General features: G+C 45.9%; 27 protein-coding genes and 1 pseudogene. 16 read left to right on the forward strand and 12 right to left on the reverse strand.

Annotation, left to right across the window (positions count from 1 at the left end; genetic code table 11):
* Nucleotides 1-58: 58 nt before the first annotated feature.
* The 8 genes from ACTIE0_RS00185 to ACTIE0_RS00220 all read left to right on the forward strand — a co-directional run bounded on the left by ACTIE0_RS00185 (nucleotide 59) and on the right by ACTIE0_RS00220 (nucleotide 6,229).
* Nucleotides 59-469 (forward strand): ATP synthase subunit I, encoded by a 411-nt coding sequence (locus tag ACTIE0_RS00185; RefSeq protein ID WP_006623171.1) that lies wholly within the window; start codon nucleotides 59-61, stop codon nucleotides 467-469.
* Nucleotides 470-527: 58 nt separating this feature from the next.
* Nucleotides 528-1,283, forward strand: coding sequence for a F0F1 ATP synthase subunit A (gene atpB / locus ACTIE0_RS00190; RefSeq protein WP_006618459.1), 756 nt, complete (start codon nucleotides 528-530; stop codon nucleotides 1,281-1,283).
* A 123-nt stretch (nucleotides 1,284-1,406) separates the two neighbouring features.
* The gene (gene atpE / locus ACTIE0_RS00195; protein ID WP_006618460.1) at nucleotides 1,407-1,655 is read left to right on the forward strand and encodes an ATP synthase F0 subunit C; all 249 of its coding nucleotides are present in this window, start codon (nucleotides 1,407-1,409) and stop codon (nucleotides 1,653-1,655) included.
* Between the two features lie 131 nt (nucleotides 1,656-1,786).
* Nucleotides 1,787-2,272: a F0F1 ATP synthase subunit B' gene (locus tag ACTIE0_RS00200; protein WP_006623170.1), complete on the forward strand. Its 486-nt coding sequence runs from the start codon at nucleotides 1,787-1,789 to the stop codon at nucleotides 2,270-2,272.
* Nucleotides 2,273-2,399: 127 nt separating this feature from the next.
* Nucleotides 2,400-2,933: a F0F1 ATP synthase subunit B gene (locus tag ACTIE0_RS00205; RefSeq protein WP_006618462.1), complete on the forward strand. Its 534-nt coding sequence runs from the start codon at nucleotides 2,400-2,402 to the stop codon at nucleotides 2,931-2,933.
* On the forward strand, nucleotides 2,930-3,478 hold the full coding sequence (gene atpH, locus ACTIE0_RS00210; RefSeq protein WP_006623169.1) for an ATP synthase F1 subunit delta: 549 nt from the start codon (nucleotides 2,930-2,932) through the stop codon (nucleotides 3,476-3,478). The genes ACTIE0_RS00205 and atpH overlap by 4 nt, the downstream gene beginning before the upstream one ends.
* Before the next feature lie 66 nt (nucleotides 3,479-3,544).
* On the forward strand, nucleotides 3,545-5,062 hold the full coding sequence (gene atpA, locus ACTIE0_RS00215; protein WP_006623168.1) for a F0F1 ATP synthase subunit alpha: 1,518 nt from the start codon (nucleotides 3,545-3,547) through the stop codon (nucleotides 5,060-5,062).
* Between the two features lie 216 nt (nucleotides 5,063-5,278).
* The gene (locus ACTIE0_RS00220; protein WP_006618465.1) at nucleotides 5,279-6,229 is read left to right on the forward strand and encodes a F0F1 ATP synthase subunit gamma; all 951 of its coding nucleotides are present in this window, start codon (nucleotides 5,279-5,281) and stop codon (nucleotides 6,227-6,229) included.
* A gap of 44 nt (nucleotides 6,230-6,273) precedes the next feature.
* On the opposite strand, the gene ACTIE0_RS00225 is transcribed toward ACTIE0_RS00220, so the two are convergent.
* The 12 genes from ACTIE0_RS00225 to ACTIE0_RS00280 form a co-directional block, all read right to left on the reverse strand.
* Entirely contained in the window at nucleotides 6,274-6,957 is a 684-nt protein-coding gene (locus ACTIE0_RS00225; RefSeq protein WP_006669599.1) for a PD-(D/E)XK nuclease family protein, read from the reverse strand.
* A 5-nt stretch (nucleotides 6,958-6,962) separates the two neighbouring features.
* Complete coding sequence (locus ACTIE0_RS00230) at nucleotides 6,963-7,757, reverse strand: circadian clock KaiB family protein (protein WP_006669598.1); 795 nt, start codon at nucleotides 7,755-7,757, stop codon at nucleotides 6,963-6,965.
* Between the two features lie 132 nt (nucleotides 7,758-7,889).
* A complete protein-coding gene (locus ACTIE0_RS00235) occupies nucleotides 7,890-9,122 on the reverse strand; it encodes a type IV pilus twitching motility protein PilT (RefSeq protein ID WP_006618469.1) in 1,233 nt (410 codons plus the stop codon).
* Nucleotides 9,123-9,265: 143 nt separating this feature from the next.
* Nucleotides 9,266-10,879, reverse strand: coding sequence for an apolipoprotein N-acyltransferase (gene lnt, locus ACTIE0_RS00240; RefSeq protein WP_006669597.1), 1,614 nt, complete (start codon nucleotides 10,877-10,879; stop codon nucleotides 9,266-9,268).
* 66 nt (nucleotides 10,880-10,945) lie between these two features.
* Complete coding sequence (gene purF / locus ACTIE0_RS00245; protein WP_006618471.1) at nucleotides 10,946-12,427, reverse strand: amidophosphoribosyltransferase; 1,482 nt, start codon at nucleotides 12,425-12,427, stop codon at nucleotides 10,946-10,948.
* Nucleotides 12,428-12,579: 152 nt separating this feature from the next.
* On the reverse strand, nucleotides 12,580-14,949 hold the full coding sequence (gene purL, locus ACTIE0_RS00250) for a phosphoribosylformylglycinamidine synthase subunit PurL (RefSeq protein ID WP_039933218.1): 2,370 nt from the start codon (nucleotides 14,947-14,949) through the stop codon (nucleotides 12,580-12,582).
* Nucleotides 14,950-15,346: 397 nt separating this feature from the next.
* A complete protein-coding gene (locus ACTIE0_RS00255; protein ID WP_008055480.1) occupies nucleotides 15,347-16,612 on the reverse strand; it encodes a M16 family metallopeptidase in 1,266 nt (421 codons plus the stop codon).
* Nucleotides 16,613-16,851: 239 nt separating this feature from the next.
* Entirely contained in the window at nucleotides 16,852-18,510 is a 1,659-nt protein-coding gene (locus ACTIE0_RS00260; protein WP_006669594.1) for an SdrD B-like domain-containing protein, read from the reverse strand.
* A gap of 321 nt (nucleotides 18,511-18,831) precedes the next feature.
* A complete protein-coding gene (locus tag ACTIE0_RS00265; protein ID WP_006623159.1) occupies nucleotides 18,832-19,341 on the reverse strand; it encodes an NAD(P)H-quinone oxidoreductase subunit J in 510 nt (169 codons plus the stop codon).
* Nucleotides 19,334-20,059 (reverse strand): photosynthetic/respiratory NAD(P)H-quinone oxidoreductase subunit K, encoded by a 726-nt coding sequence (ndhK, locus tag ACTIE0_RS00270; protein ID WP_006623158.1) that lies wholly within the window; start codon nucleotides 20,057-20,059, stop codon nucleotides 19,334-19,336. Before ndhK ends, ACTIE0_RS00265 begins: the two co-directional genes overlap by 8 nt.
* A gap of 25 nt (nucleotides 20,060-20,084) precedes the next feature.
* Nucleotides 20,085-20,447, reverse strand: coding sequence for a photosynthetic/respiratory NAD(P)H-quinone oxidoreductase subunit C (gene ndhC, locus ACTIE0_RS00275; RefSeq protein WP_006616830.1), 363 nt, complete (start codon nucleotides 20,445-20,447; stop codon nucleotides 20,085-20,087).
* A 150-nt stretch (nucleotides 20,448-20,597) separates the two neighbouring features.
* Nucleotides 20,598-20,807: a hypothetical protein gene (locus tag ACTIE0_RS00280; protein ID WP_050786909.1), complete on the reverse strand. Its 210-nt coding sequence runs from the start codon at nucleotides 20,805-20,807 to the stop codon at nucleotides 20,598-20,600.
* A 77-nt stretch (nucleotides 20,808-20,884) separates the two neighbouring features.
* Here ACTIE0_RS00280 and ACTIE0_RS00285 point away from each other — a divergent pair, with 77 nt between their 5' ends.
* From ACTIE0_RS00285 to ACTIE0_RS00320, 8 genes and pseudogenes are all read left to right on the forward strand, one after another.
* On the forward strand, nucleotides 20,885-21,220 hold the full coding sequence (locus ACTIE0_RS00285; protein ID WP_035759049.1) for a rubredoxin: 336 nt from the start codon (nucleotides 20,885-20,887) through the stop codon (nucleotides 21,218-21,220).
* Between the two features lie 23 nt (nucleotides 21,221-21,243).
* Nucleotides 21,244-22,248 carry a photosynthesis system II assembly factor Ycf48 gene (locus tag ACTIE0_RS00290; RefSeq protein WP_006670545.1) on the forward strand — a complete coding sequence of 335 codons (1,005 nt, stop codon included), beginning with the start codon at nucleotides 21,244-21,246 and terminating at the stop codon, nucleotides 22,246-22,248.
* Between the two features lie 119 nt (nucleotides 22,249-22,367).
* A complete protein-coding gene (psbE, locus tag ACTIE0_RS00295; protein WP_006623155.1) occupies nucleotides 22,368-22,616 on the forward strand; it encodes a cytochrome b559 subunit alpha in 249 nt (82 codons plus the stop codon).
* Nucleotides 22,617-22,636: 20 nt separating this feature from the next.
* Entirely contained in the window at nucleotides 22,637-22,771 is a 135-nt protein-coding gene (gene psbF, locus ACTIE0_RS00300) for a cytochrome b559 subunit beta (protein WP_006616834.1), read from the forward strand.
* Nucleotides 22,772-22,780: 9 nt separating this feature from the next.
* On the forward strand, nucleotides 22,781-22,900 hold the full coding sequence (psbL, locus tag ACTIE0_RS00305) for a photosystem II reaction center protein PsbL (RefSeq protein ID WP_006616835.1): 120 nt from the start codon (nucleotides 22,781-22,783) through the stop codon (nucleotides 22,898-22,900).
* A 78-nt stretch (nucleotides 22,901-22,978) separates the two neighbouring features.
* Nucleotides 22,979-23,098: a photosystem II reaction center protein J gene (locus tag ACTIE0_RS00310; RefSeq protein WP_006670544.1), complete on the forward strand. Its 120-nt coding sequence runs from the start codon at nucleotides 22,979-22,981 to the stop codon at nucleotides 23,096-23,098.
* Nucleotides 23,099-23,205: 107 nt separating this feature from the next.
* On the forward strand, nucleotides 23,206-23,370 hold the full coding sequence (locus ACTIE0_RS00315) for a PQ-loop domain-containing transporter (RefSeq protein ID WP_046318632.1): 165 nt from the start codon (nucleotides 23,206-23,208) through the stop codon (nucleotides 23,368-23,370).
* A gap of 96 nt (nucleotides 23,371-23,466) precedes the next feature.
* Nucleotides 23,467-24,654, forward strand: a pseudogene (locus ACTIE0_RS00320) (RNA-guided endonuclease InsQ/TnpB family protein).
* Nucleotides 24,655-24,818: the final 164 nt, after the last annotated feature.

The raw sequence follows: 24,818 nt of genomic DNA on the forward strand, positions 1-24,818 counted from the left end.
AGAGAGCTTCGTGGAGTTCACGCCGTGGGTAAACGTGCCGATCATATCGCTGTAACTTATGTCTGATGCCGGGGATACTGTAGAGATGGGGTCTCCCGTTCAGGAGCCAGACTCCTCTATGGGAGAGTATTATCAGCTTCAACGGGAGTTGTTGCTCACTACTATTGTGCTGGCAGTGGTAATCTTCCTGGTGGTTTATTGGTTCTATCCCTGGACCATTGCCCTAAATTACCTCTTGGGAGCCCTGTTGAGTGTCGTCTACTTGAGAATGCTGGGGAAAGACGTGGAACGAATTGGGACACAAAAATTATCCCCAAGCAAAAATCGTTTAGCTGTGTTCGCAGCCCTGATAATTGTGGCTACTCAATTGAATCAACTCAAAATCTTACCGATTTTTCTGGGGTTTCTCACCTATAAAGCCGCCCTGCTAGTCTATACGTTACGCCTATTGGTTAGGCCCAACCCATGACGTAAAAATACTGTTGTAATTATTCTCCACTCCTTGACCTATAGGGGAACTCTCCTAAATGCAAATGTTTGATGTTGTAAACGCCTTTGGTTCACTTCCCTTTGCGGAATTGGAAGTTGGCAAACACTTTTACTGGAATATCGGTAATCTGCGAATCCATGGACAGGTATTTATGACCTCCTGGTTCGTGATTGGCGTACTCCTGCTACTATCAATTTCGGCAACGCGAAATATTCAGACAATCCCCAGCGGTATACAGAACTTTATGGAGTATGCCCTAGAATTTATTCGCGATCTGGTGAAAAATCAGATAGGGGAAAAAGAATATCGTCCGTGGGTACCTTTTGTTGGTACATTATTCTTGTTCATCCTTGTGTCTAACTGGTCTGGTGCATTAGTTCCCTGGAGGGTATTTGAAATCCCTAACAGTGAATTGGCAGCCCCAACTAATGACATTAATACCACGGTAGCCTTAGCACTGCTAACATCCCTGGCTTACTTTTATGCAGGGTTTAGCCGTAGAGGTTTGGGATATCTGCTGAAATATATTCAGCCGACACCCATCTTATTACCGATCAACATTCTGGAAGACTTTACTAAACCTCTGTCCCTCAGTTTCCGTTTATTTGGGAACGTCGTGGCCGATGAGTTGGTAGTCGGTGTTCTGGTGCTGTTGGTGCCGCTATTTGTGCCAATCCCGATGATGGTTTTGGGTCTATTTCTCGGTTCAATTCAAGCCCTGATTTTTGCGACTCTAGCCGCTAACTACATCGCGGAAGCCATGGAAGGACACGGCGAAGAACATCACGAGTAGTTTGATTCGGTTTGAGCAATTTGTTCAGTTAAAATGCCAACAAACTGATAAGATTGTTTGGGGGCTAAAAATCCAACCCTTAATTTCACTTGTCAACTTTTTTTATTGAGGTCAAAACCAACTATGGAATCTAATTTAACTACTGCCGCCTCCGTAATCGCTGCTGCTCTCGCAGTAGGTATAGGCTCTATTGGACCTGGTCTGGGTCAAGGTCAAGCTGCTGGTCAAGCGGTGGAAGGGATTGCGCGTCAGCCTGAAGCTGAAGGTAAAATTCGTGGAACTCTGCTGTTGAGCTTGGCTTTCATGGAAGCACTGACTATTTACGGTCTGGTAGTGGCTCTGGTGTTGCTGTTTGCCAACCCCTTCGTATAGATATTTTCAGATTTCTTAGATTTCGGATTTGGGCGGATTTATCTAGTCTCAAATCTGAAATCTACCCATTTATGGTGGTCTGAAAAAAAAAAGAAAGTTCGCAAGCCCATTGGTTAACACCCTTCAAAAAAATGATACACTCGACAATTCTGCTGGCCGTAGAAGAGGCAGCTACGGAGAGTAGTCTGTTTGATTTTGATGCTACACTGCCATTGATGGCTGTACAATTTCTAATTCTGGCAGCTATCTTAAACCAAATTTTTTACAAGCCCTTGGGAAATGCAATTGATTCTAGGGCTGACTACATTCGCCAAAATAAGCTGAGTGCTAAAGAACGTTTGAGCAAGGCAGAAAGTTTGGCTAAACAGTATGAGCTGGAGTTGGCAGAAACTCGTAAAGAGTCTCAACAACTAATTATTAATGCTCAGGCTGAAGCTCAAAAAATTGCGGCTAGGGAAATGGCAGCGGCTCAACAAGAAGCTCAGAAAATTAGAGAAGCAGCTTATCAAGAAATTGAACAAAATAAAATCGAGGCTCGAAAAGGTTTGGAACAACAGGTAGACTCTATTAGTCGCCTGATTCTTGATAAACTTTTAGGAGCTGGAATGATTGGGTAGCTGTCCTCTCAAAAATTATTTTCAATCCCCTAGAAATGGGGGAAAAGTTAAGCCTACATACCATCCCTAATTAAGCCATTCGGCGGTTGAGGAAAGGGCAATCACATGAAATTATGAGAAGAGGAAGATGGTGAATCTTGTATTACTGGCGACAGAAGCAAGTCATGAGGGTGGTTTTGGACTGAATTTTAATCTGTTTGAAACTAACCTGATAAACTTAGGCATTATTATTGGTTTGCTAGTTTACTATGGGCGGGGCTTTCTCAATAAAATTTTGAGTGAAAGACGCGCTCAAATTGAGCAAGCAATTCAAGAAGCCGATCAACGTTTGAAAGAAGCTGAAAAAGCTCTGGCTGAACAACAAGAAAATTTGGCTCAAGCTAAGGCGGAAGCTGAAAGAATTAAAGCCTCTGCTGTGGAACGTGCCGAAGTGATTAGAGAGCAAATTGCAGCTCGTGCTAAGGCAGATGTTGAACAGATGAAGTTGACGGCTAATCAGGATTTGGAAGCGGAAAGAAGTAGGGCGATCGCTCAGTTGCGGGCTTTGGCTGTGTCTCAAGCGTTGGAACGCGCCGAAGGGCAAATTAGAGAACGCCTAGATGAAAATTCCCAGCAACAACTGGTAGATCGCTCCTTGGCTTTACTTGGAGGAGGTTCATGAGTTCAATTGTTGGTCAATTAGTAGAACCCTACGCCACGGCTTTGATGTCTGTGGCTAAGTCAAATAATGTCACGGAAGATTTTGGCAATCAAATGCGATCGCTTATTGATTTGCTCAAAAATTCCCCCGAACTACAGGATTTTTTAGGCAGTCCGGTGGTGAAAGGAGAAGATAAAAAAGCCGTGATTACACGAATGTTAGGAGAGGAAGTACACCCCTACTTGCGGAACTTCTTAATGCTCCTAGTAGATCGCGGTCGCATCCTATTTCTAGCAGAAATAGCCCAAGAATACTTGGCTTTGTTGCGGAAACTTAATCAAACAGTTTTGGCAGAAGTTACCTCGGCGGTAGAGCTAAACGACGGCCAAAAACACATGGTTGTTGAGCAGATCAAGGCTAGAACTGGGGCGCAAAATGTAGAGCTGGATCTGAAAATCGATCGCGAGATCCTCGGTGGTGTCATCATTAAAGCGGGTTCCCAATTGTTTGATGCCAGCATCCGAGGACAACTGCGCCGCATTGGTATGAGCCTAACTGTCGGTTAATAATTCGCCGACAACTTAGCCATTTATCTTAGTTTAACCTTTAGCAACGGATCACAAACACTAACTATGGTATCCATCAGACCTGACGAAATTGCCAATATTATCAGAGACCAAATCGAACAGTACGGCCAAGACGTTAAAGTTTCTAACGTGGGTACAGTACTGCAAGTTGGTGACGGTATTGCCCGGATTTATGGCCTAGATAAAGCCATGGCCGGAGAACTGCTAGAATTTACCGATGGAACAGTTGGTATCGCCCTTAACCTGGAAGAGGATAACGTGGGTGCGGTACTCATGGGCGAAGGCCTGGAAATTCAAGAAGGTTCCGCTGTGACCGCTACCGGAAGAATTGCCCAAGTCCCCGTGGGAGAAGCTATGCTGGGACGGGTGATTGATTCCCTGGGTCGTCCTATCGATGGTAAGGGAGATATTCAAGCCTCCGATACCCGTCTGCTAGAATCCCCCGCACCGGGTATTATTGAGCGCCGCTCTGTTTGTGAACCTATGCAAACAGGGATTACCGCTATTGACTCCATGATTCCTATTGGTCGGGGTCAACGGGAATTGATCATCGGTGACCGTCAAACTGGTAAAACAGCGATCGCTATTGATACCATCATTAACCAGAAAGAAGAAGATGTAATCTGTGTTTATGTGGCGATCGGTCAAAAAGCCTCAACCGTCGCTCAAGTGGTCAGCACCCTAGAAGAAAAAGGCGCTCTCCCCTATACCATTGTTGTCGCAGCTAACGCTAGTGACCCCGCTACCCTGCAATACCTAGCTCCCTACACCGGAGCAGCCATGGCGGAATACTTCATGTATCAAGGTAAAGCCACCCTGGTTATTTACGATGACCTTTCCAAACAGGCCCAAGCCTACCGTCAAATGTCCCTGTTGCTGCGTCGTCCCCCCGGTCGTGAAGCCTACCCCGGAGATGTATTCTACCTGCACTCTCGTTTGTTAGAACGCGCCGCTAAATTAAATGATGAACTCGGCGGCGGTAGCATGACAGCCCTACCAATCATCGAAACCCAAGCTGGTGACGTTTCCGCTTACATCCCCACTAACGTAATTTCTATTACTGATGGTCAGATCTTCCTGTCCGCTGACCTGTTTAACTCCGGTCTGCGTCCGGCGGTGAATGCTGGTATCTCCGTTTCCCGTGTGGGTTCTGCTGCCCAAACTAAGGCAATGAAGAAAGTGGCTGGAAAGGTTAAACTAGAATTAGCTCAGTTTGCCGAATTGGCAGCCTTCTCTCAGTTTGCTTCTGACCTAGACCAAGCCACTCGTAACCAGTTGGAACGGGGTAAACGTCTGCAAGAATTACTCAAACAGCCTCAAAATTCCCCCCTACAACTGTTTGAACAAGTAGCTGTGATTTACTCTGGTATTAATGGCTATCTTGATGATGTTCCCGAAGATAAAGTTGTAGCCTTTACTACAGGTCTGCGGGATTATCTGAAAAATAGCAAGCCCAAATATGGTGAGATTGTTCAAAGCCAAAAAGTCCTCACCGAAGAAGCTGAGGCTATGCTGAAAGAGGCAATTTCTGAGTTTAAGCAGACTTTCTTAGTTTCCGCGTAGCACACGCACGGGATCAGCCATTGGTGGAAACGAAACGCTTTATGCTGCGGCGCACCAATTAGTTAAAACCGGGAAAGGCAACAATTGAGGGCTGAGGGGGAACTGACCCCCTTCCTCAATATAAGTCTGTTATTGACTAGATAACTCTTGCTTGAACCCGGATTAACTCCCAGAGTCCTACTAAGTCTGTGGATAACAATTACTGATCATAAAACTATGTCAAACTTAAAAGCGATTCGCGATCGCATTCAGTCAGTCAAAAATACCAAAAAAATTACCGAAGCCATGCGCCTAGTTGCTTCCGCTAAGGTGCGCCGCGCTCAAGAACAAGTTTTAGCTACCCGTCCCTTTGCTGACCGTCTAGCAGGGGTTCTGTATGGTCTCCAAGGTCGCCTTCAATTTGAGGATGTAGAATGTCCTCTGCTCCAACAGCGGGAGGTGAAAAAGGTGGGACTGGTGGTGCTGGCAGGAAACCGGGGTCTGTGTGGAGCCTACAATAGTAATATTATTAAACGGGCAGAAGCACGGGCGGCCGAATTGAAAGCGGAAGGCCTGGAATATAGCTATCTTCTCGTGGGTCGCAAAGCTATTCAACATTTTACCCGTCGGGATGCTCCGATCTCTCAATGTCGCGATAACCCAGAGAAAACCCCAGATCTACAAAAGGTATCCGGTGCGGCTGATGAAATTCTCACCTGGTTTGAGTCGGGAGCAGTAGATCGCGTTGAGTTGATTTACACTAAATTTGTCTCTCTGATTAGTTCACGACCTGTTACCCAAACTCTGCTACCCCTAGACCTGCAAGGCTTAGAGGCTCAGGATGATGAGGTGTTTCGCCTCACTAGCAAAGGTGGTAAGTTTGATGTAACTAGAGAAAAGGTTAATGTTGAGCCGGAAGCCCTCGCTCAGGATATGATTTTTGAGCAAGATCCGGTTGAGATCCTTAATGCCTTGTTGCCTCTGTTTTTGACTAACCAATTGCTACGAGCATGGCAGGAGTCTACCGCTAGTGAATTGGCGGCTCGGATGACTGCTATGAGCAACGCCAGCGATAACGCTAGTGATTTGGTGAAAACCCTTACCCTGTCTTACAACAAGGCTCGCCAAGCCTCAATTACCCAGCAGATCCTGGAAGTTGTTGGCGGCGCGGTGGCTTTGGAAAATTAAAGCCTAGAAAGCCTAGAAAGGCGATCGCCTCCCTTGTCAAGTCCTCAAGATGCCACCTGGGGGAATGCCTCCCCCCGTTGGTATTGATGCAGATAATGACTGAGGCGATCGCACAATTTAGTTAAATCGCGGTGGTTTTTTTCATGCTGCTGTGCGTCATAAACAAAAGTCATTTTCTGGGGTACTTCATCCCCTCTTAAACGCACAAACCAGTAAGTCATAGATACCTGTTCTGGGCTATAGTCACTGGTTTCTACTAACAAATAAAGATAAAGCCGCGTTTGCCAATTATTCGCCAATTTCTGCCGATTAATTAAGCGTTGATTAGTTTTCCAATCAATAATTTGAGCTTGATTTTCATGAGCAATTAATAAATCATAAATCGCCACTAAAACATAATCCCCAAAACCCCAGGTGCGATAATGTTCAGCCTCCCGAAATTCTCCCGATACATAGTTATACTGAGGCTGAAAAACCTCGGGAGCCTCTTTAACCAAGGCTAATAAACAAGTTTGTAACTCCTGATCCTCAGCCATAAAACCTTGAATTGGCAAACCCAATTCTCCCTGCTGCATCAACAGGTGAAAACGACTTCCCCAACCCAGATGTTCTTCTTGTTCCCAGGTTCTCGGAGAGACCAACCCATCTAAATAGGTCTCCTGAAATTTCCGGGGACAGGTTTCTAGGAGATTGAAATGGTTTTGGGATAATCTTAACTTACCCGTCAAAATTATTAATCCTCCAGCACACCCAAAAGTTCTAGAATAGTATCCACATCATTGAGTTCTCCGACAATCCGGCGCTTAGGTTGCGGCCAGACCTTCATCAAAGTAGGAGTAGCCGAAATATGACTAGCTTCTGCTTGTTCCGGGTGTTTGAGTACATCAATCACCTTCAAAGTATAAGGGTGATTGAGCGATCGCTCAAGTAGTTGATGCAAAGTTTCCAGGGTATTTTCTGTGGCTAAACTGTGACCAGAAACAAACAGCCTCAACACATATCCTTCGGTTGGTGTACCATTAGAATCAGATGCCAACGGTGTGGGATTCTGGGAGTCAGACCCAGAATCACTATCTTGGTGTGAAAATTTGGTTTGATTATCCATGGTTTTAAACCTCATAATGAGGTCATGATTTTTCCAAAGTTCTGGAAACTGTTGATAATAACTTGCTAAAACCAAGGGATTGCAAACTTCCTCACCAATCTGCACAGGTTGCCAAACCAGGTCTACCGTTTCAAAAATAGCATTCAGCAACGGCTGATATCGCCACACCGGAGGGTATGCTTCTACTGAAACTCTCACTTTCTGAGTAATTGGATCAATCCACCGGTCAAAACTCGCCGTATAACAAGGAACAAGAAAATGGGGGGGTTCAGGTAAACCTAAAATTTCCTGTAAAGCAGTACACAGATTTAGATGCCACCTAAGCTGTTTACTGTAGTCAATGGAATAAATTAGGTCACCACCCGGCGTAAAAAGTGCAATCCCTTTAAATAAATTAGGAACAGCCAAGGGGGTAAAACTCAATGATATGCGCTCACAGTTATAACTGTTTGCCAAAAACGACTCAGGTTGCCCAGGAGAGCAACCTTATTTAAGATTAGACCATTTATAGTGTATTTCAGAGTTCGGGCTAATGGTCAAAACTTTACACTTTTGTTAGACTCTACCCCGTAGCATCTGACTCATCTCGTTGGGGAAAGGCGACACATCCAGACAAATTTCCTCAGTGATGCGCCCCTCTTGATACAATTCATAAAGGGATCTGTTCATAGTCGTCATCCCTTCATAAGTATCTTTGAGCATAATCTGGTTAATTTCCTCATACTGATCCTTCATGATATACTCTTTGATTACATCGGTGTTGATGAGGATGTCATGGAAGGCGGCCCGCTTGCCATCTGTCGTCTTACACAACAGTTGAGCAATAATTGCGACCAAAGTTTCCCCCAGTGCGGTTTTAATTGATAACTGTTCCTCAGCCGAGAACATATCCAAAACCCGGGTTAGGGTCTTAATGGCGCTGTTAGTGTGGAGGGTTCCAGCTACCAAGTGACCTGTTGATGCAGCTTTAATGGCAATCTGCATGGTTTCCTTGTCCCGAATTTCCCCCACCAGCATCATATCAGGGTCTTGACGCAAAGCCCCCTTGAGAGCATTAAAAAACTTGAGGGTATGTCGTCCAACTTCCCGGTGTTTAATCAGGGATTTTCGGCTTTGGTGTACAAACTCCACCGGGTCTTCAATGGTGATGATGTGATAGGCGTAGTTTTTATTGATGTAATCAATCATCGCGGCCATGGTAGTAGACTTACCTGAACCCGTCGGGCCGGTAATCAACATCAACCCCTTGTGATAGTTACAGATTTTTTTAAAAACCTCGGGTAATTTCAACTGTTCTAGGGTGAGGATGGTAGCACCAATTAGCCGCAGCACCATCGCCGGACCACTGAGAGAGTCAAAAATACTAATCCGAATCCGCACAAAGCCTAAATCTGCGGCTCCGTCAAAGTCTAGGTTTTCCTGAAACTGATGGATTTCCTCATCGGTTAAGACCTCCCGTAGCCAACTCATAAAGCTATTAAGGTCTGTGACTGGCCAATCTTCTTGGGGGGTCATATCGCCTCGGTATCTCAGGCGAGGTGTTTCATTAACCCCTAAGTGAACATCAGATGCGCCTAACTCATCGGCGCGTTGGACAATCTCTCGCAAGGTTGGCTGTCCGGGGCTAGGTCCTGGTCCTCTGCTGGTAATTCCCACGGCGACGGGACTTGCTGCTTGGGCGGGTGCAGGTGGAGGGCTACTTTTCTGAGCGCCCGGTGCAGGTGGGCGAGGGGGTGCAGGTGGGCTAGGTGGACGCGGGGGGGCTGGGGGGCGTTGTGATTGTGTCATGGAATATCTCCGGTAGCTGGGAAACCGCCTAGCTATAGCTGGCGGCGGAAAGGCAATCTAGCCGATTCTTGTTTCCTGTGTGACTAAGGCTAACAAAGGAAGAAATTGGCAGCGATTTATCAGCTCTAACCATGATATTAATATTAGCGCCTATTTTGTGGTATCGCTAATGACAGAAAACGATTCCAGAAAATGACGATCGCACTTATGGCTAGTAAAAGGAAAGTTAACCAGTCTCCCCAACGGACATAAAGGGTTTGGCTATGGCGGCGGTAAATGATATGGTCATGGATTTCGTAGGTATTGATACCAGAAATCCATAAGGTGCGACCGTGGGGGTCGATAATGCCAGAATAACCTGTATTAGTAGCCCTAACTGTCCAGCGATCGCCTTCTATGGCGCGCATCACATCTTGGGCGTGATGTTGTGATAGCATCATAGTGGCATAATGAGCATCATTAGAGGCTGTTAGGATAAATTCCCCTCCTGCTGCTACTTGACGGCGGAAATGGTCAGCAAAGGCGGAATCGTAGCAAATTCCAGCGATCGCTTTTCCCCAACCAGTCTCAAATTTTTGTTGTTTTTCCCCGGCGACTAACCGCGCTTCCAGGGGTGACAGACGATTAATGACCCTTCCCAGAATGGCATCAAAGGGGATATATTCACCCAGGGGAACTAAATGAGTTTTGTCATATTGACCGATAATTTCCCCTTCACCATTAATGGTAAATAAACTATTAGTTAATCCCCCTTCGGTCTCGCCAAATCCCCCCACCCAAGCTATAACACCTTGTGGCAAAATCGCCTGATATAAGCTATAATTGTAGTGATAGCTGTCATGTCTGTTCCAGACAAAAGGCAAAGCGGTTTCGGGGGTTAAGACTGCATCGACACCCCGCGCCGCCAATTCTAAATATCCCCGCGTGTATCCATTTAAAGCCTGTCGAAAACCCTGGGGATTGAGTTTAATTTCATTAGGGATATTCCCTTGAATAACTCCGACTCTCAGAGAAGTTTCGGGGTCAGAATTTAGGGGAATATTGTAGAGACTCAATCCGATTAAATGAGCGATCGCAAATATTCCGACAGGAATTAAATAGAGTGACGATTTCTGCTGTTTATGTGTTAACCAGAGTTCAGCTACAGTCCCATTGACGACTAATATAGTAGCCACAACGGTATTAGGTCCAGAGATTTGACCCAAATGGAGAATCACCAAATTACCGAAACTTTGGGTTAAAGCGAGTGTTGACCACCACAGGGGACCCCCACTCCAAACGGCTTCTAAAGCACACCATAAAGCCGTCCCTATTAGGATTCTAATTAACGAGGTTTTAGCGCCGATATTTAATGGCATTAATTTCGCAAATAACCATCCCCAAACGATGACGATCGCTGTTCCCCAGAGGGTAATAAAAACCCAGGAAAATATAGCGATCGCCAAACTAGCCAACCAGGGAACTCCCAGACTGGTCATGGGGTGAATTCCGGTCATCCAAAACAGGGAAAAGCCATAATAGCCAACACCCCAACCAGCGGTTATTTCCCAGGGTATTCGTCCCCGTCTTTTGGCTTCCACCACCATAACCCACAGAGGAACAAAAGCCACCCAAGTCACTAGCCACCACCCCAGAGGTTCGGTAGCCAACCCCATCAATATCCCACTGAATAGAGACAGGGAGATATAGCGCACTTTTCGGAGGTTAAGATTAGCGGGTAACTTGAGGTTAAAATGTTCGAATGAAAGCAGTTTCATCTAGGAGTTAATAATTGGCGGAATTGGGGTTATATTCCATAACGCACCATGATATCGGGGATAATTTTAGGCTTTAACCGGAGGCGTTTCTAACATCAATTTAGAGCGTTTAACGGTTTCCGGTACATCAATAGGATAATCCCCCGTAAAACAAGCGGAACAGAAAGTCGAGGGGTCTTGTTTAGTAGCATTTAGCATACCTTCCCAACTGAGATAAGCCAAAGAATCGACGCCTATTTGTTCTTGAATTTCCGCGACAGATTTAGTCGCCGCAATTAACTGGTCCTGGTTATCGGTATCAATCCCATAGAAACAGGGATGAGTGACGGGAGGCGATGAAATTCTCATGTGTACTTCAGTCGCACCAGCATCTCGTAAAGCCTTAACAATTTTACGGCTAGTAGTCCCCCTAACAATGGAATCATCAACCATAATTACCCGTTTTCCTTCCAGGACATCTTTCAGGGTATTCAACTTCATTTTAATACCGGACTCTCGCATAACTTGGGTAGGTTGAATAAAGGTGCGACCGACATAACGGTTTTTAATCAATCCTTCCGCATAAGGAATTCCCGACTGTTGAGAAAAGCCGATCGCTGCTGGGATACCGGAATCAGGTACTCCAATAACCATATCAGCATCAACAGAAGATTCAGTCGCCAGAACCCGACCAATTCTCATACGATAACTATACAAACTTTCTCCTTCGACGACACTATCAGGACGGGAGAAATAAATCATTTCAAAAATACACAATTTCCGCGCAGGTTTTTGACTCCAATGGAATGAGGAAATCCCCTGTTCAGTAATCCAAACCAATTCTCCCGGTTCAACATCTCGGAGATATTCAGCGCCAATAATATCCAAGCCGCAGGTTTCGGAAGCCAAAACATATCTTTGGGGATTAGTTCCCAAAGTTCCAATTACTAAAGGTCTGACTCCGTGTGGGTCTCGGACTCCCATTAAACCGACGGGAGTACCAATAGCCAAACTATATGCTCCCTCACACATTTGAAAAGCGGTAATACTAGCTTCTAACCAATCCTTACCGCCATTAATTTCGGAAGCGATCGCCAAAGCAATTAATTCGGTGTCGGTAGTGCTGACAAAATCAAACTTTCGTCTACTCATTTCCTCCCGCAATTCAGCAGTATTAACTAAGTTACCATTATGAGCGACAGCCACAGGTCCCAATCTAGTTTCGGAAACCGCAGGTTGAGCATTAACGATGCGACTAGAGCCAGTGGTCGAATAGCGTGTGTGACCTACGGCTAAATCACCTTTTAACTGTTGTAAAATAGACTCATTAAATACTTGGGAAACCAGTCCCATATTTTTATATAAATGCAGATCTTCCCCTTCAAAAGTAGCTATTCCGGCTGACTCCTGACCTCGATGTTGGAGAGCATATAGCCCAAAATAAGTTAATTTTGCCACATCTTGACCGGGAGCATAAACCCCAAACACACCGCAGGCTTCCTCTGGTTTATCGGGGATTAGCTCGGTGTGAAACTGGTCATCGGTCACATGGGACTTATTAGGAATCATGGTAATCTTGTGATGTTAACTGAGTTGGTGAAAACCGCAAGAGATAGGATAGTTAATAACTGTCAATTACCAATTATCAGTTATCTCTTATATCGGTAGCAAATGAGATGCGATCGCCGATAGGCTGATAAACAAATCCCCCGGAGGGAATTTTAAGATAGACGACGCTCGATCGCATAATTATAGCGATCGGCCATTTCCGCCACATTAACCCCAATTAAACTGGTGTTATCATCGGCTAGAATTTGCAAAGACGAGTCAACTGCGGTCACTGTACCCAAGTGATGCCAAAATTGGCGATCGCTCACCCAGATTTCTTGCAGATAACCCTCCCAAGCCTGCTGGTGTTGAGTAGGAACGGAAACCAAAATCCTAGCTCCCCCCTCACCAAACAGGATCGTATCCCAGCGTTGCCAAGGATCTGAGGTTAACCCTAGGTTAATGGTAGCCCCCAATCGGTTGCCAATGCAACATTCTGCCAAAGCGATCGCCAAGCCTCCCTCAGCGCAATCATGAGCCGATCGCACCCAACCGTTACGAATTCCCTGGCGACAAACCTTTTGAACCATTAGTTCCAAGTCAAAATCGACCCGAGGAGGCTTACCCGCCACCAGATTATGTATTACCGCCAAATACTCCGATCCTCCCAGGGTAATATAACCATGATCCTCATCAGCCAACCAATTAGTCACCCCCAACAGATAAATCAAATCTCCTGGTTGTTGCCAACTTTGACCACAAGCGAGAGCCGGATCTGGCAATAATCCCACCATTCCCACCACGGGAGTCGGATATATTGCCTGTGGCTTTCCTTGCGCGTCCAGAGTCTCGTTATACAGAGAAACGTTCCCCCCCGTCACCGGAGTAGAAAACGCCTTACAGCCCTCAGAAATGCCCTTACAGGCTTGTGCTAATTGCCAATAACCAATAGGATGTTCCGGGCTACCAAAATTGAGGTTATCCGTCACCGCCACAGGTTCAGCCCCGACACAACTTAAATTCCGCGCCGCCTCTGCAACCACAGCCTTAGCGCCTTCGTAGGGGTCAAGATAGACATGGCGGGCGTTACAATCAACAGTGGCAGCCACCCCCGGCCAAATTTTACCGGGATTATTGCCAATGGGTTCTTGAGGGCGCAACCGCACCACCGCCGCATCAGCGCCACCCGGTACAATGACGGTATTATTTTGCACTTGGTGGTCATATTGACGATATACCCAAGACTTAGAGGCGATCGATGGGGTATCTAAGAGATTCAATAATACCTGATTCCAAGTTACCAGTTGATTTTCTATTTCCATCCCTGATACTGTGGTGGCGGGTAAAGTTTCCGGCGACCACGCCCAGGCGGTTTGGGCATATTCGGGAGGTTCTGACATCAATTCCCGGTGATAAATGGGGGTATTATCAGCTAAAGCTGTGGAGGGGATTTCGGCGGCGATTTCACCTTTAAACAAAATCCGCACGATCGCTTCTGGAATCACCTTTCCGGCGACGACCGCTTGTAGTCCCCAACGATGGAAAATCTCAATTAATTCTGATTCCCGTCCTTTGTGGACGACAAATAACATTCTCTCCTGGGATTCGGATAATAAATATTCATAAGGGACCATTCCCGTCTCTCGCACGGGGATTAGGTCTAAATCTAGTTCGATACCGACTCCCCCTTTAGCAGCCATTTCCGAGGTGGAACAGGTGATTCCAGCCGCTCCCATGTCCTGGGCGGCGACTACAGCCCCGGTTTTAAAGGCTTCTAAACAGGCTTCGACTAGGGATTTTTCTAAAAATGGGTCTCCTACTTGTACAGCAGGGCGATCGGCTATGGACTCTTCGCTGAGTTCGCTACTTGCAAAACTTGCGCCTCCCATTCCGTCCCTTCCGGTGGTTGAACCTACATACAGCACTGGGTTACCAATACCAGCAGCACCGGATTTAACTATCTCTGGGGTTTCCATGATGCCGATCGCCATGGCGTTCACTAGGGGGTTGCCGCTATAATAGCTGTCAAAATATACATCTCCCCCCACGGTTGGGACTCCAAAACAGTTACCATAGTTGGAAATTCCGGCGACTACTCCCAGTAAAATTGGCTGGGTCTTGGGGTCTTCTAGGGAACCGAATCGCAGGGCGTTGAGTACGGCGATCGGACGCGCTCCCATGGTGAAAATATCCCGCAAAATTCCCCCCACTCCGGTGGCTGCTCCTTGGAATGGTTCGATCGCACTGGGATGATTATGGGATTCTATTTTGAAGGCTAGGTGGATACCGTCCCCAAAGTCTACTACTCCGGCGTTTTCTCCTGGACCGACAAGAATGCGATCGCCACTGGTGGGAAATTGGCTCAGGAGAGGGCGAGAATTTTTGTAGCAGCAATGTTCACTCCACATTACCCCAAACATCCCTAATTCGGCTTTGTTGGGGTGTCTGCCTAGTCTTTGGTAGATTTCCTCATACTCTTCGGGTTTTAAGCCTTCTGAGGCTATTTCTTCGGGACTAAATGGGGATTCCGCAATCATGGACATAGTGGCGATCGCTCGGTCAGGACTACAACCAAACATCATAAGCCTAAATTACATCATCAATCAATCCCATGGACTTCGCTTTCCCTGCCCTTTACCCAACCTACTCTGTTGGGTTTCACCCAACCTACTTTACCCAACCTACTCTGTTGGGTTTCACCCCACCTACAATTAATTATTAATTATTAATTATTAATTATTAATTATTAACTACTCTGTTGGGTTTCACCCCACCTACTTTACCCAACCTACTCTGTTGGGTTTCACCCCACCTACAATTAATTATTAATTATTAATTATTAATTATTAATTATTAACTACTCTGTTGGGTTTCACCCCACCTACTTTACCCAACCTACAATTAATTATTAATTATTAATTATTAATTATTAATTATTAATTATATGGGCTTCACTACAGTCATCGCATATCGTTCCTGGCTCAGGTAAGTTTTCGCAATCTCCTGTAATTCCTCCGCTTCTAGGGATTTGATTTGGTGGGGATAACTTACCGAAATCTCTGGTTTCGCTACTGTGAAATAATAGCCATATAAACCCGCTAATTGTCCCGGTGTTTCCGTTGAGAAGGCGTAGTCATTACACAGTAAACGCTTACAGCGATCGAGTTCCGCTGACGACATCGGAGTTGCTGCTAAATTCGCTAAACACTCGCAGATTAGGTGTTCAACTTCTTCGATATTGTCAATATCTAAACACGCATTAATCGTAAATAGACTCGACTCCCGCTGTAGGGAGAAACCGCTACTGATACAGTCTACTAGCTGTCTATCTTCCCGTAATAATTGCACTAGGCGAGAAGTTCTCCCCTCTGCTAATAAAACTGAGATTAGGTCTAGTCCGTAGCCATGTCGTATGTTTTCAACCCCAGGTCCTGACCAAGCCATAGTTATCCGAGGTTGTTCTACATTAGGTAGTAGTAGTTCCTCATGCAGGATACCCCTAAGTTGGGGTTGATGATAACCGTTTGTGATCGGGCATTCTTCCCGGTGGTAAAATGAACCAAAAGCCTCCGAAACTAAATCTTGCGATCGCTTTTCCGAGACTCCCCCAACAATCACTACCGCCATATTTTCCGGTTGGTAGTGACAGCGATGAAACTGCCGCATTTCGTCAGGAGTTCGCGGCATCAGAGTCGCTTCCGTCCCCAAAACCGATCGCCCATAGGGATGATTACCATAGAGAGTTTCCATCATCGCTTGAAACTCTATCCAATCTGGGCTATCCTGAGATTGGCGCAGTTCTTCTAACACCACCGAACGTTCTCGCACAAACTCATCATCAGGTATCGCCGCGTGCAGCAGTAAATCAGCCAGCGGAGACAGGGTTTCCTCTAAATACTGAGCCGCGCTGGTAATGAAAAAATGGGCATAGTCGTGGCTTGTAGCTGCATTAGCCACCCCCCCTCGGCTTTCAATTACCCAGTCGAACAAACCGGGGGCGATTTTTTCAGTCCCCTTAAAAATCATGTGCTCCAGAAAATGAGCCATCCCCGACCAAAGCTCTGGCTCTCTTGTGGCTCCCGCCCTAACCCAAACATCTACCACGACCACCGGTGTAGCTGGAATTTCCTGATGAATGACGGTTAAACCATTGTCTAGGGTGAAGACATTAGCGGGAAACGTTGCGATCGTTGACAGTTTAGACAACTTTTAATCTTTTAAACCCCCGTTAACCCTCTCGCTATATAATAATACCTCCTTACCACAAAAATTGAGTATTTTGATACAAAACAAAAAACATCCCAAGCCAACCTTCTGCCTGGGATGTTCGCCATTATATTTTTACGCCTATTTTGACTCCTGAATCAGCAACGCTGCCAGAATACTGCGCGTGAACTACCCGACCCTGAATCGAAAACTACAGCGCGGGGCTTCTCCGCGAGAAGCTAAACGGGGAACTGGGACATACCGAAGGCTACGCCAGATGCGCCCACTTCCGCCAAAACTCCCAACCCTTCACCAGAGATTGATACATCGGGAGTGGTGACGAAAGGCAACGAAGCAGGTGCTTCCACCCGGACCTGAAATTCAACATCCCCAGGTTCGATAAAGGGCAACCAGCGGGAGACATTAAAGAAGCCAAAATTACCGCCAGGGCCAGTTACTGTACTGGGTTCAGCCGGGAATGGGTTGCCGTTCTCATCCAGAATCACAGCCCCAGTTACTGGGTCACGCAGGGGACCGCTGTTTAACTGTCCGTCTTTATCCAGATCCAGGTAAACGGTTACACCTTCCAGGAGGGGTTCACCAACTTGGTAGCCACCGTCAATGTTAACATCGGTGAACACAAAGCCAGTGATACTATCTGGAACTCCAGGACCTCCGACCGGCGCGGGGGGAACGTTAAAGAAAAAGTCCTTTTGTGCGGCTTGACCACGACCCAAAGCCACATCAAAATCAGGATCAGGTCCGGTAGCTACCAAGTTACCAGGAGGATTAACCACCTCGACTGCAAAACTTTCTGTCAACAACCCAGGCTCGTTGGAAAGTACATAGTGTAGGTAGGGATTTTGGGCTAACTCCGCATCCGAGAAGGTGGGGAATCTCGCATCTACATCAAGGATGTAGAAACCATTGGCATCTGTAACCGCAGTTCTTCCGCCGCCAGACACCGTAATGCCAGGGATACCTGCTTCTCCGGGATCGGCAACACCGTTACTGTTTGCATCGGAAACTACGAAACCGTAGATGCTTCCGGGAACTACAAAGCCCAAGTCCTGGGAGGTAACAGCACCGGCTGAAACAGTAACTAATTCTGGAGCATTAGGCTCATTAGTAGCTTGAGCCAATTGTTCAGTCCGATCACTTCCTAAAAATCGCCTGGCAATACCCCCAAGAAAACCCCCCAATCGGTCATCTAAAGAACTGGGGCTAACAGATACAGATGTGGCAACTAATCTATCTGCAAGGGGAGTTACACCACCTAATCCTGGGGGTACGTCGTTCCCAGGCAATAGGGGCTGCAGTTGATAGGTTCCCGGAGTCAGATTATTGAAGGAAAAAGAACCATCAGGACGGCTTACTGTAATGGGTTCGTTGGCTGTCCAGACTCCGTTACCGTCTAAGTCAAGGAACAGAGGAATACCACCGATAACAGGTTCACCAGAGTCAAAGCGACCATTAACATTGTTATCTACGAAAGTCCGACCTTGGATGTTACCCTTGCTGGTAATGGGGGGAACTGAAGGTACAGGGACATCGGGAGGCAAGTTAGCAATGGCAACTGGGCCTATGTTCTGGGTCGGATCGGCGGGAACGGTGAAAGGGAGGGGTAGGTTGTTCCCAGGACTGCTGACACTACCATCAGCAGGAGGGATTTGTTGCAGTTGGAACGGAGTACCGGCTCCTAAAGTCTGTAAATCAGTGATTACAAAGCTGCCATCCTGACCAGTAATGGCGCTCCGTTCACCTTGATCCGGTTGGTATATACCATCAAAAGGCGGCAAATCTGTGAATACCGCAGCATTAGCTATTGGCAGATCACCAGGATCGAATACGCCAGTGCGGTTGACATCTATAAAACTAGTACCTGTAAGGTTTGACATTAGCTTGAACTCCTCCACCAAAATGTTGGACTAAGACAGTTTTTGCAAGATCAAGTCTATGTTCCTTGACTTAATCCCAACAGAATACACTCGCTTGCTCTGAGTGCGTATTCTTAAGACCACATTGAATATAACAGCATGAGCCTAAGAAAATATACCAGACTTTTGAGAAAGATTGCAATTGGGTTGTGAATGGGGGACATCCTCATTTCCGCCCCAGGGGAGTGGTGGGCGCTCTAGGGCTACCCACTGTTCTTAACAGTCAACAACCATAACGGTTATGGTCTGACCTGAAAAAAACTATAACACTCCACTAATCCACTAATACGCATCTTGCAATTCATGGAAGTCTGGCGAGATATAGTCTTTCCGAAGTGGCCAGCCTACCCAATCTTCTGGCATTAAAATCCGCTTCAGGTTAGGATGGCCTTCGTAGACGATACCATACATATCATAGGACTCGCGTTCTTGGAAGTCCGCTGCCTTCCAAATCCAATAAACTGAGGGAACTTTTGGGTCGCTTCGGGGAACGAAAACTTTGACGCAAACTTCCTCTAGTTGTTCCACATTGTTCTGAACTTTGGCGAGATGGTAGGTGCTGACTAAATCTTCCCCTGGTCCCATATCATAGGCACACTGACACCGTAGATAGTTGAAACCATAGGCATATAAGGCAGTAGCTAGGGGAATTAAATAATCCCGGTCTACTTTAATCATCTCGACTCCCACATGATTGGGACCCAGAAATTCATGGTCAAATCCATTCTGACTTAACCACTGGGAGACGAGTCCGGCTTCAATGATGGGGGCTTCGGTTTCGGTCTCAGCCACGCTGTTCCTCCTTTTTCATGGGTTCGGTTTGTAGGGCGGGAGGCACAGGCATCCCGATCGCCTCGGTCAGTTGTTTCGGGGGGACTTGACGGGTAGTTGATTCTAAGTATTCCCCGGTTAAAATCGGTTCGACTACTTTCAGATTATGCGATCGCGTATAGTAGCGATGGGTCTGTTGGAGATTTCCCCGCTCCTGGAATGATTCGTTAGCGATTTTCTTGCGTAGTTTAATAATCGCATCAATGATCGCTTCTGGGCGAGGAGGACAGCCGGGGATGTAAACATCTACCGGGATCAGCTTATCTACCCCCCGCACTGCGGTGGGGGAGTCCATGCTAAACATTCCCCCGGTGACGGTACACGCTCCCATAGCAATCACATATTTGGGTTCCGGCATTTGTTCGTAAAGCCTGACCAACATGGGGGAATATTTCATGGTGATGGTTCCCGCCGTAATTAACAGATCCGCTTGTCTGGGGCTAGACCGTGGCACCAATCCAAAGCGATCGAAGTCAAACCGCGAACCAATTAGACCCGCAAATTCAATAAAACAACAGGCAGTCCCATAGAGCAACGGCCACAGACTAGATAATCTAGCCCAGTTGTAGAGATCATCAACCGTGGTCAGGATCACATTTTCCGACAATTCCTCAGTTACCTGGGGTCGCTCAATGGGGTTGATGATAGTTGTATTCGGTGAAGGACTTTGAGTTGTCATATTTTTATAACCTGTAATACCGTACCTATGACCATTCCAACGCACCCTTGCGCCATGCGTACACTAAAGCAATGACTAGGATGGTAATAAAGATGAGTGCTTCTATGAAGGCTAGTAGGCCTAACCTATGAAATGCTACCGCCCAGGGGTACAGAAATACTGTCTCTACATCAAAGATGACAAAGACTAGGGCAAACATATAGTAGCGGATGTTGAATTGAATCCAAGCCCCCCCTATGGGTTCACAGCCAGACTCGTAGGTTATGCGACGAGTGGCGCTTCTACTTTGGGGTCGGAGGATTTTGGAGGCTCCTAGAGCTAGTATCGGGACTAGGCTACAGATGATTAGGAAGCCCAGGAAATATTCGTAACCGTTCAGAAAAAACACAGTAGATCAGCAGAGTTATAGTTTTGGTAACCGGTTCTTTATATTATTGGATCACTTGTACCGATAAATCAAAGATCTGATCGGTTCAGTGGGACTAGATGATCGCGATCGCTCTCGTTGGATCTTAACAGAAATCCGCGATTATCGCCCTTACCAACAGGGCTGAACCTGTTGACTGGCTTTTGGGGATTTTGGGGATTTTGGGGACTGTTGAGATTTTTGGGTATTTTGGGTATTTTGGGTATTTTGGGTATTTTGGGTATTTTGGGGATTTTGGGGATTTCGAGGATTTTGGGTATTTTGGGGATTTCGAGGATTTTGGGGATTTTGGGGATTTCGAGGATTTTGGGCGATCGCCACAGATTGATTTAACTTTGTCAGGTTCTGTAATATTATGTAATAGACTTTTAATAATTAACTCCCCGACCGTCCGTACTATGAGTGAGCCAGCCACTGAAGTCAAATCCCCAGACCGATATGAATGTAACGCCTGCGGTTACGTCTATGAACCCTCCAAAGGCAGTTCTACAGGCAATATTCCCCCAGGTACTGAATTTGAAGATCTGCCAGCTAGGTGGCGTTGTCCCGTTTGCGGTGCGCCCCGTAGCCAATTTAGGAATATTGGCTCCTCCTCCGGTCCGTCTGGATTTGAGGAGAATCTCGGGTTTGGTCTGGGAGTCAATACCCTAACCTCTCAACAGAAAAGTCTTCTCATTTTTGGCGGGCTGGCTTTGGCATTTCTGTTTTTTATTAGTTTGTATGGTTTACGTTAAGGGATTTAACCAGATTGAATCAAATGCAGTTCCCTAAATTTTTGAAAAAATTGGCGATTTTGATAGCTGTGGCTTTGTTCTGTGCAAGTTGTGACTATCTGCCAGATGTTAGCTATAATCCTTGGGAATTAGTCCCGGTGGCTACAGATGCCAAGTTATTTGATATCGATTTTGTCGATAACTCCGATCATGGTTGGATTGTCGGTAGCAATGCCACTTTGTTAGAAACTTACGATGGGGGTAAGACCTGGGAAACTAAACAGCTAGATCTCGATGAACCTAATCTTCTGCTGACCTCTGTTAGCTTTAGTGGCTCGGAGGGATGGATTGTCGGTGAGCCTTCTGTACTTCTCCATAGCACTGATGGCGGTAAGTCCTGGACTCGCATCGCCCTCAGCAATAAACTCCCCGGCGCTCCTAATAATATTGTCGCCCTCGGACCTAGTGCGGCGGAAATGACTACTAATGTCGGAGCCATCTATCAAACTAAAGATGGCGGTAAAACTTGGCAAGCTATGGTAGAAGATGCTGTGGGGGTGATTCGCAGCTTGTCTCGCTCGGAACAAGGCGAATATGTTACCGTTTCGGCTAAGGGTAATTTTTACTCGACTTGGGAACCGGGACAGACCTCTTGGACTCCCCACATTCGCTATAGTTCTAAACGCCTAGAAAAAATTGGCTTTGGTCAGGATAACCGCCTGTGGATGTTAGCGCGCGGCGGTGAAATCCGATTTAGCGATCCTAATGATCCTGAAGAGTGGAGTGATCCTATTAAGCCAGAGTTTTCCACCAGTTGGGGATTACTCGATTTGGCTTATCGTACCCCAGAGGAGATTTGGGTCGCTGGCGGTAGTGGAAACCTTCTCTGTAGTTTTGATGGGGGTGAAGCCTGGCAAAAAGATAGGGAAGTTGAAGATATTCCCTCGAATTTTTACCGCATTGAGTTTATCAGTCCTGAACGGGGATTTATACTCGGTCAACGGGGAACATTACTTAGATACACCGGAAACACCTCAGCATCTAGTTGAGAGCAAAACCAGCCTTTAAAAAATGTTGGTAAAATTGGCTTGTTATCAGTGACTCTCTACCCTATTATAATATGATTGAGAGTCTGTAAGTTGTGGATTTGTTAACAGGAGAGACTTAAATGGCAGGTACTACTGGTGAGCGTCCGTTTGGTGACATTATTACAAGTGTCCGTTATTGGGTGATTCATAGTCTGACAATTCCGGCTTTGTTTATTGCTGGATGGTTATTTGTCAGCACCGGATTGGCTTATGATGCTTTTGGTACACCTCGCCCTAATGAGTATTTTACTCAAGAGCGCCAGGAACTACCGATTATCACTGAACGCCAAGATAGCAAGACACAAATTGATCAATTTATTGGTAAGTAGATCCAGGAGAACTTAAAAACATGACGAATGCAAATCAAAACCAACCGATAACTTATCCGATTTTTACGGTTCGCTGGTTGGCTGTACACACCCTGGCTGTTCCTACAGTTTTCTTCCTGGGTGCGATCGCCGCTATGCAGTTTATTCAACGATAGGAGACATACATGGATCGTAGTCGTAACCCCAATAAGCAGCCTGTTGAACTGAACAGAACCTCTCTGTATCTGGGCTTGCTGTTAATTTTTGTCCTGGGTATCCTGTTTTCTAGTTATTTCTTTAACTAACTAGAAGTACCATTATACCTTGGAGGTATTTACCCTTTTCCCCAGTAATTTAAATTTTGAATAGAGAGGTATAAAGCTGTGTCTGGAGATGCTAAACTTCCCCTTTGGTTGGTCGCCACGGTAGCCGGAACTGGTGTTCTGGTTGTGGTTGGTCTGTTTTTCTATGGGGCTTACGTCGGTGTGGGTTCTGCACTCTAATTTTAAGAACCATAAAATCTGAGTGTTAATACTCAAGTGTTGATAATATCCCACTCGTTTTGGGTGGGATTTTTATTGAATTAAGCACAGGATTTGCTCATCAATTTATGAACACAATTACTGGAATTGGGCTATTAGCGGGGATGCTGACGACTATTGCATTTCTTCCCCAAGCAATTAAAACCTGGAAAACTAAATCAACCCGTGATGTCTCCCTGGGAATGTTCGTAATTTTCTGTACGGGGGTATTTTTATCAAGAAACTGGGTCTAAAACCCCGTCCTTCTAGGACGGCTTTAATTGTAAATTTTTGTGGCAATATCGAATGTTTTGTGCTGATGGCGTTAGCATAAGATAGGAGGTAGAGCCATGCTAGTTTTTGAGTTCAAAACCTACGGAAAATCAAGCCAGTTCATCGCAGTAGCTGAAGCCATTCGTACAGCGCAGTTTGTCCGCAATAGCTGTTTGCGCTATTGGATGGATAATCCTAAAAAGAATAAGTACGATTTGAACAAATACTGTGCGGTGCTGGCAGCAACTTTTCCATTTGCCGACGAACTCAATTCTCAAGCGAGACAAGCCAGCGCTGAAAGAGCTTGGTCAGCTATCTCTCGATTTTATGAAAACTGCAAGAAGAAGATTCCCGGTAAAAAGGAGTATCCGAAGTTTCCGAAAGATTGTCGCTCAGTTGAATATAAATCAACCGGGTGGAAACTTGCAGACGACAGAAAATCAATAACTTTCACAGATAAAAAAGGAATTGGTAAACTCAAAATCAAGGGTACACGCGATTTACACTTTTACCAAGTCAGCCAGAGCCAACGGGTAAGACTGGTGAAACGTGCTGATGGTGTGTACGTTCAATTCTGTATTAACGTTGACAGGAAAGAAAACACAGCGCCGACAGGCAATACCATTGGCTTAGACGTTGGACTGAAAGAGTATTACACCGATTCAAACGGAGTCACCGTTGAAAATCCTAAATTCCTGAAAAAATGCGAACGTACCTTAAAACGTAGTCACCGTCGCGTATCGAAGAAGGTTAAAGGTTCAAAAAACAGAGGCAAAGCTAGACAGATTCTAGGTAAACACTATCTCCAAATAAGTAGGCAACGTAAAGACCATGCTGTGAAGTTGGCAAGGTGCGTAGTTCAGTCAAACGACTTGATAGCCTACGAAGATTTGAGAATTAAAAATATGGTGCAGAATCATTGTTTAGCTAAGTCTATCAACGACGCTTCTTGGTATCAGTTCCGTGTCTGGCTTGAATACTTTGCTAAAGTTTTTGAAAGAGTAACGGTTGCGGTAAATCCGCAATACACTAGCCAAGAATGCTCTAACTGCGGTGCAATTGTGAAGAAAACACTATCCACAAGAACGCACGTTTGTAAGTGTGGTTGCTCAATGGATAGGGATGAAAACGCAGCTAGAAATATTCTGAGTCGAGGATTGAGTACGGTAGGGCATACCGGAACTTTCGGATAGCCGAGCAACGCTTTGGGAGACAAGTCCTCTACTGTTGTTGGAGAAATCCTGCATCAGCAAGTCGTGTCGTAGAACAAAGAATCCCCGTGCGTTCACGCCGGGGAGTGTCAAGGATTGTATATGGGACCCTGATTCAAGATCTACCGATTATCCTAACTAATGTGGCGACTTTCGTATTGGCTTCGACTATTTTGTGGTTTAAGTTAAAATATCACTAATATGGATATCCTCAATCT

It is taken from the genome of Limnospira sp. (assembly GCF_051859755.1).
Taxonomy (GTDB): domain Bacteria; phylum Cyanobacteriota; class Cyanobacteriia; order Cyanobacteriales; family Microcoleaceae; genus Limnospira; species Limnospira fusiformis.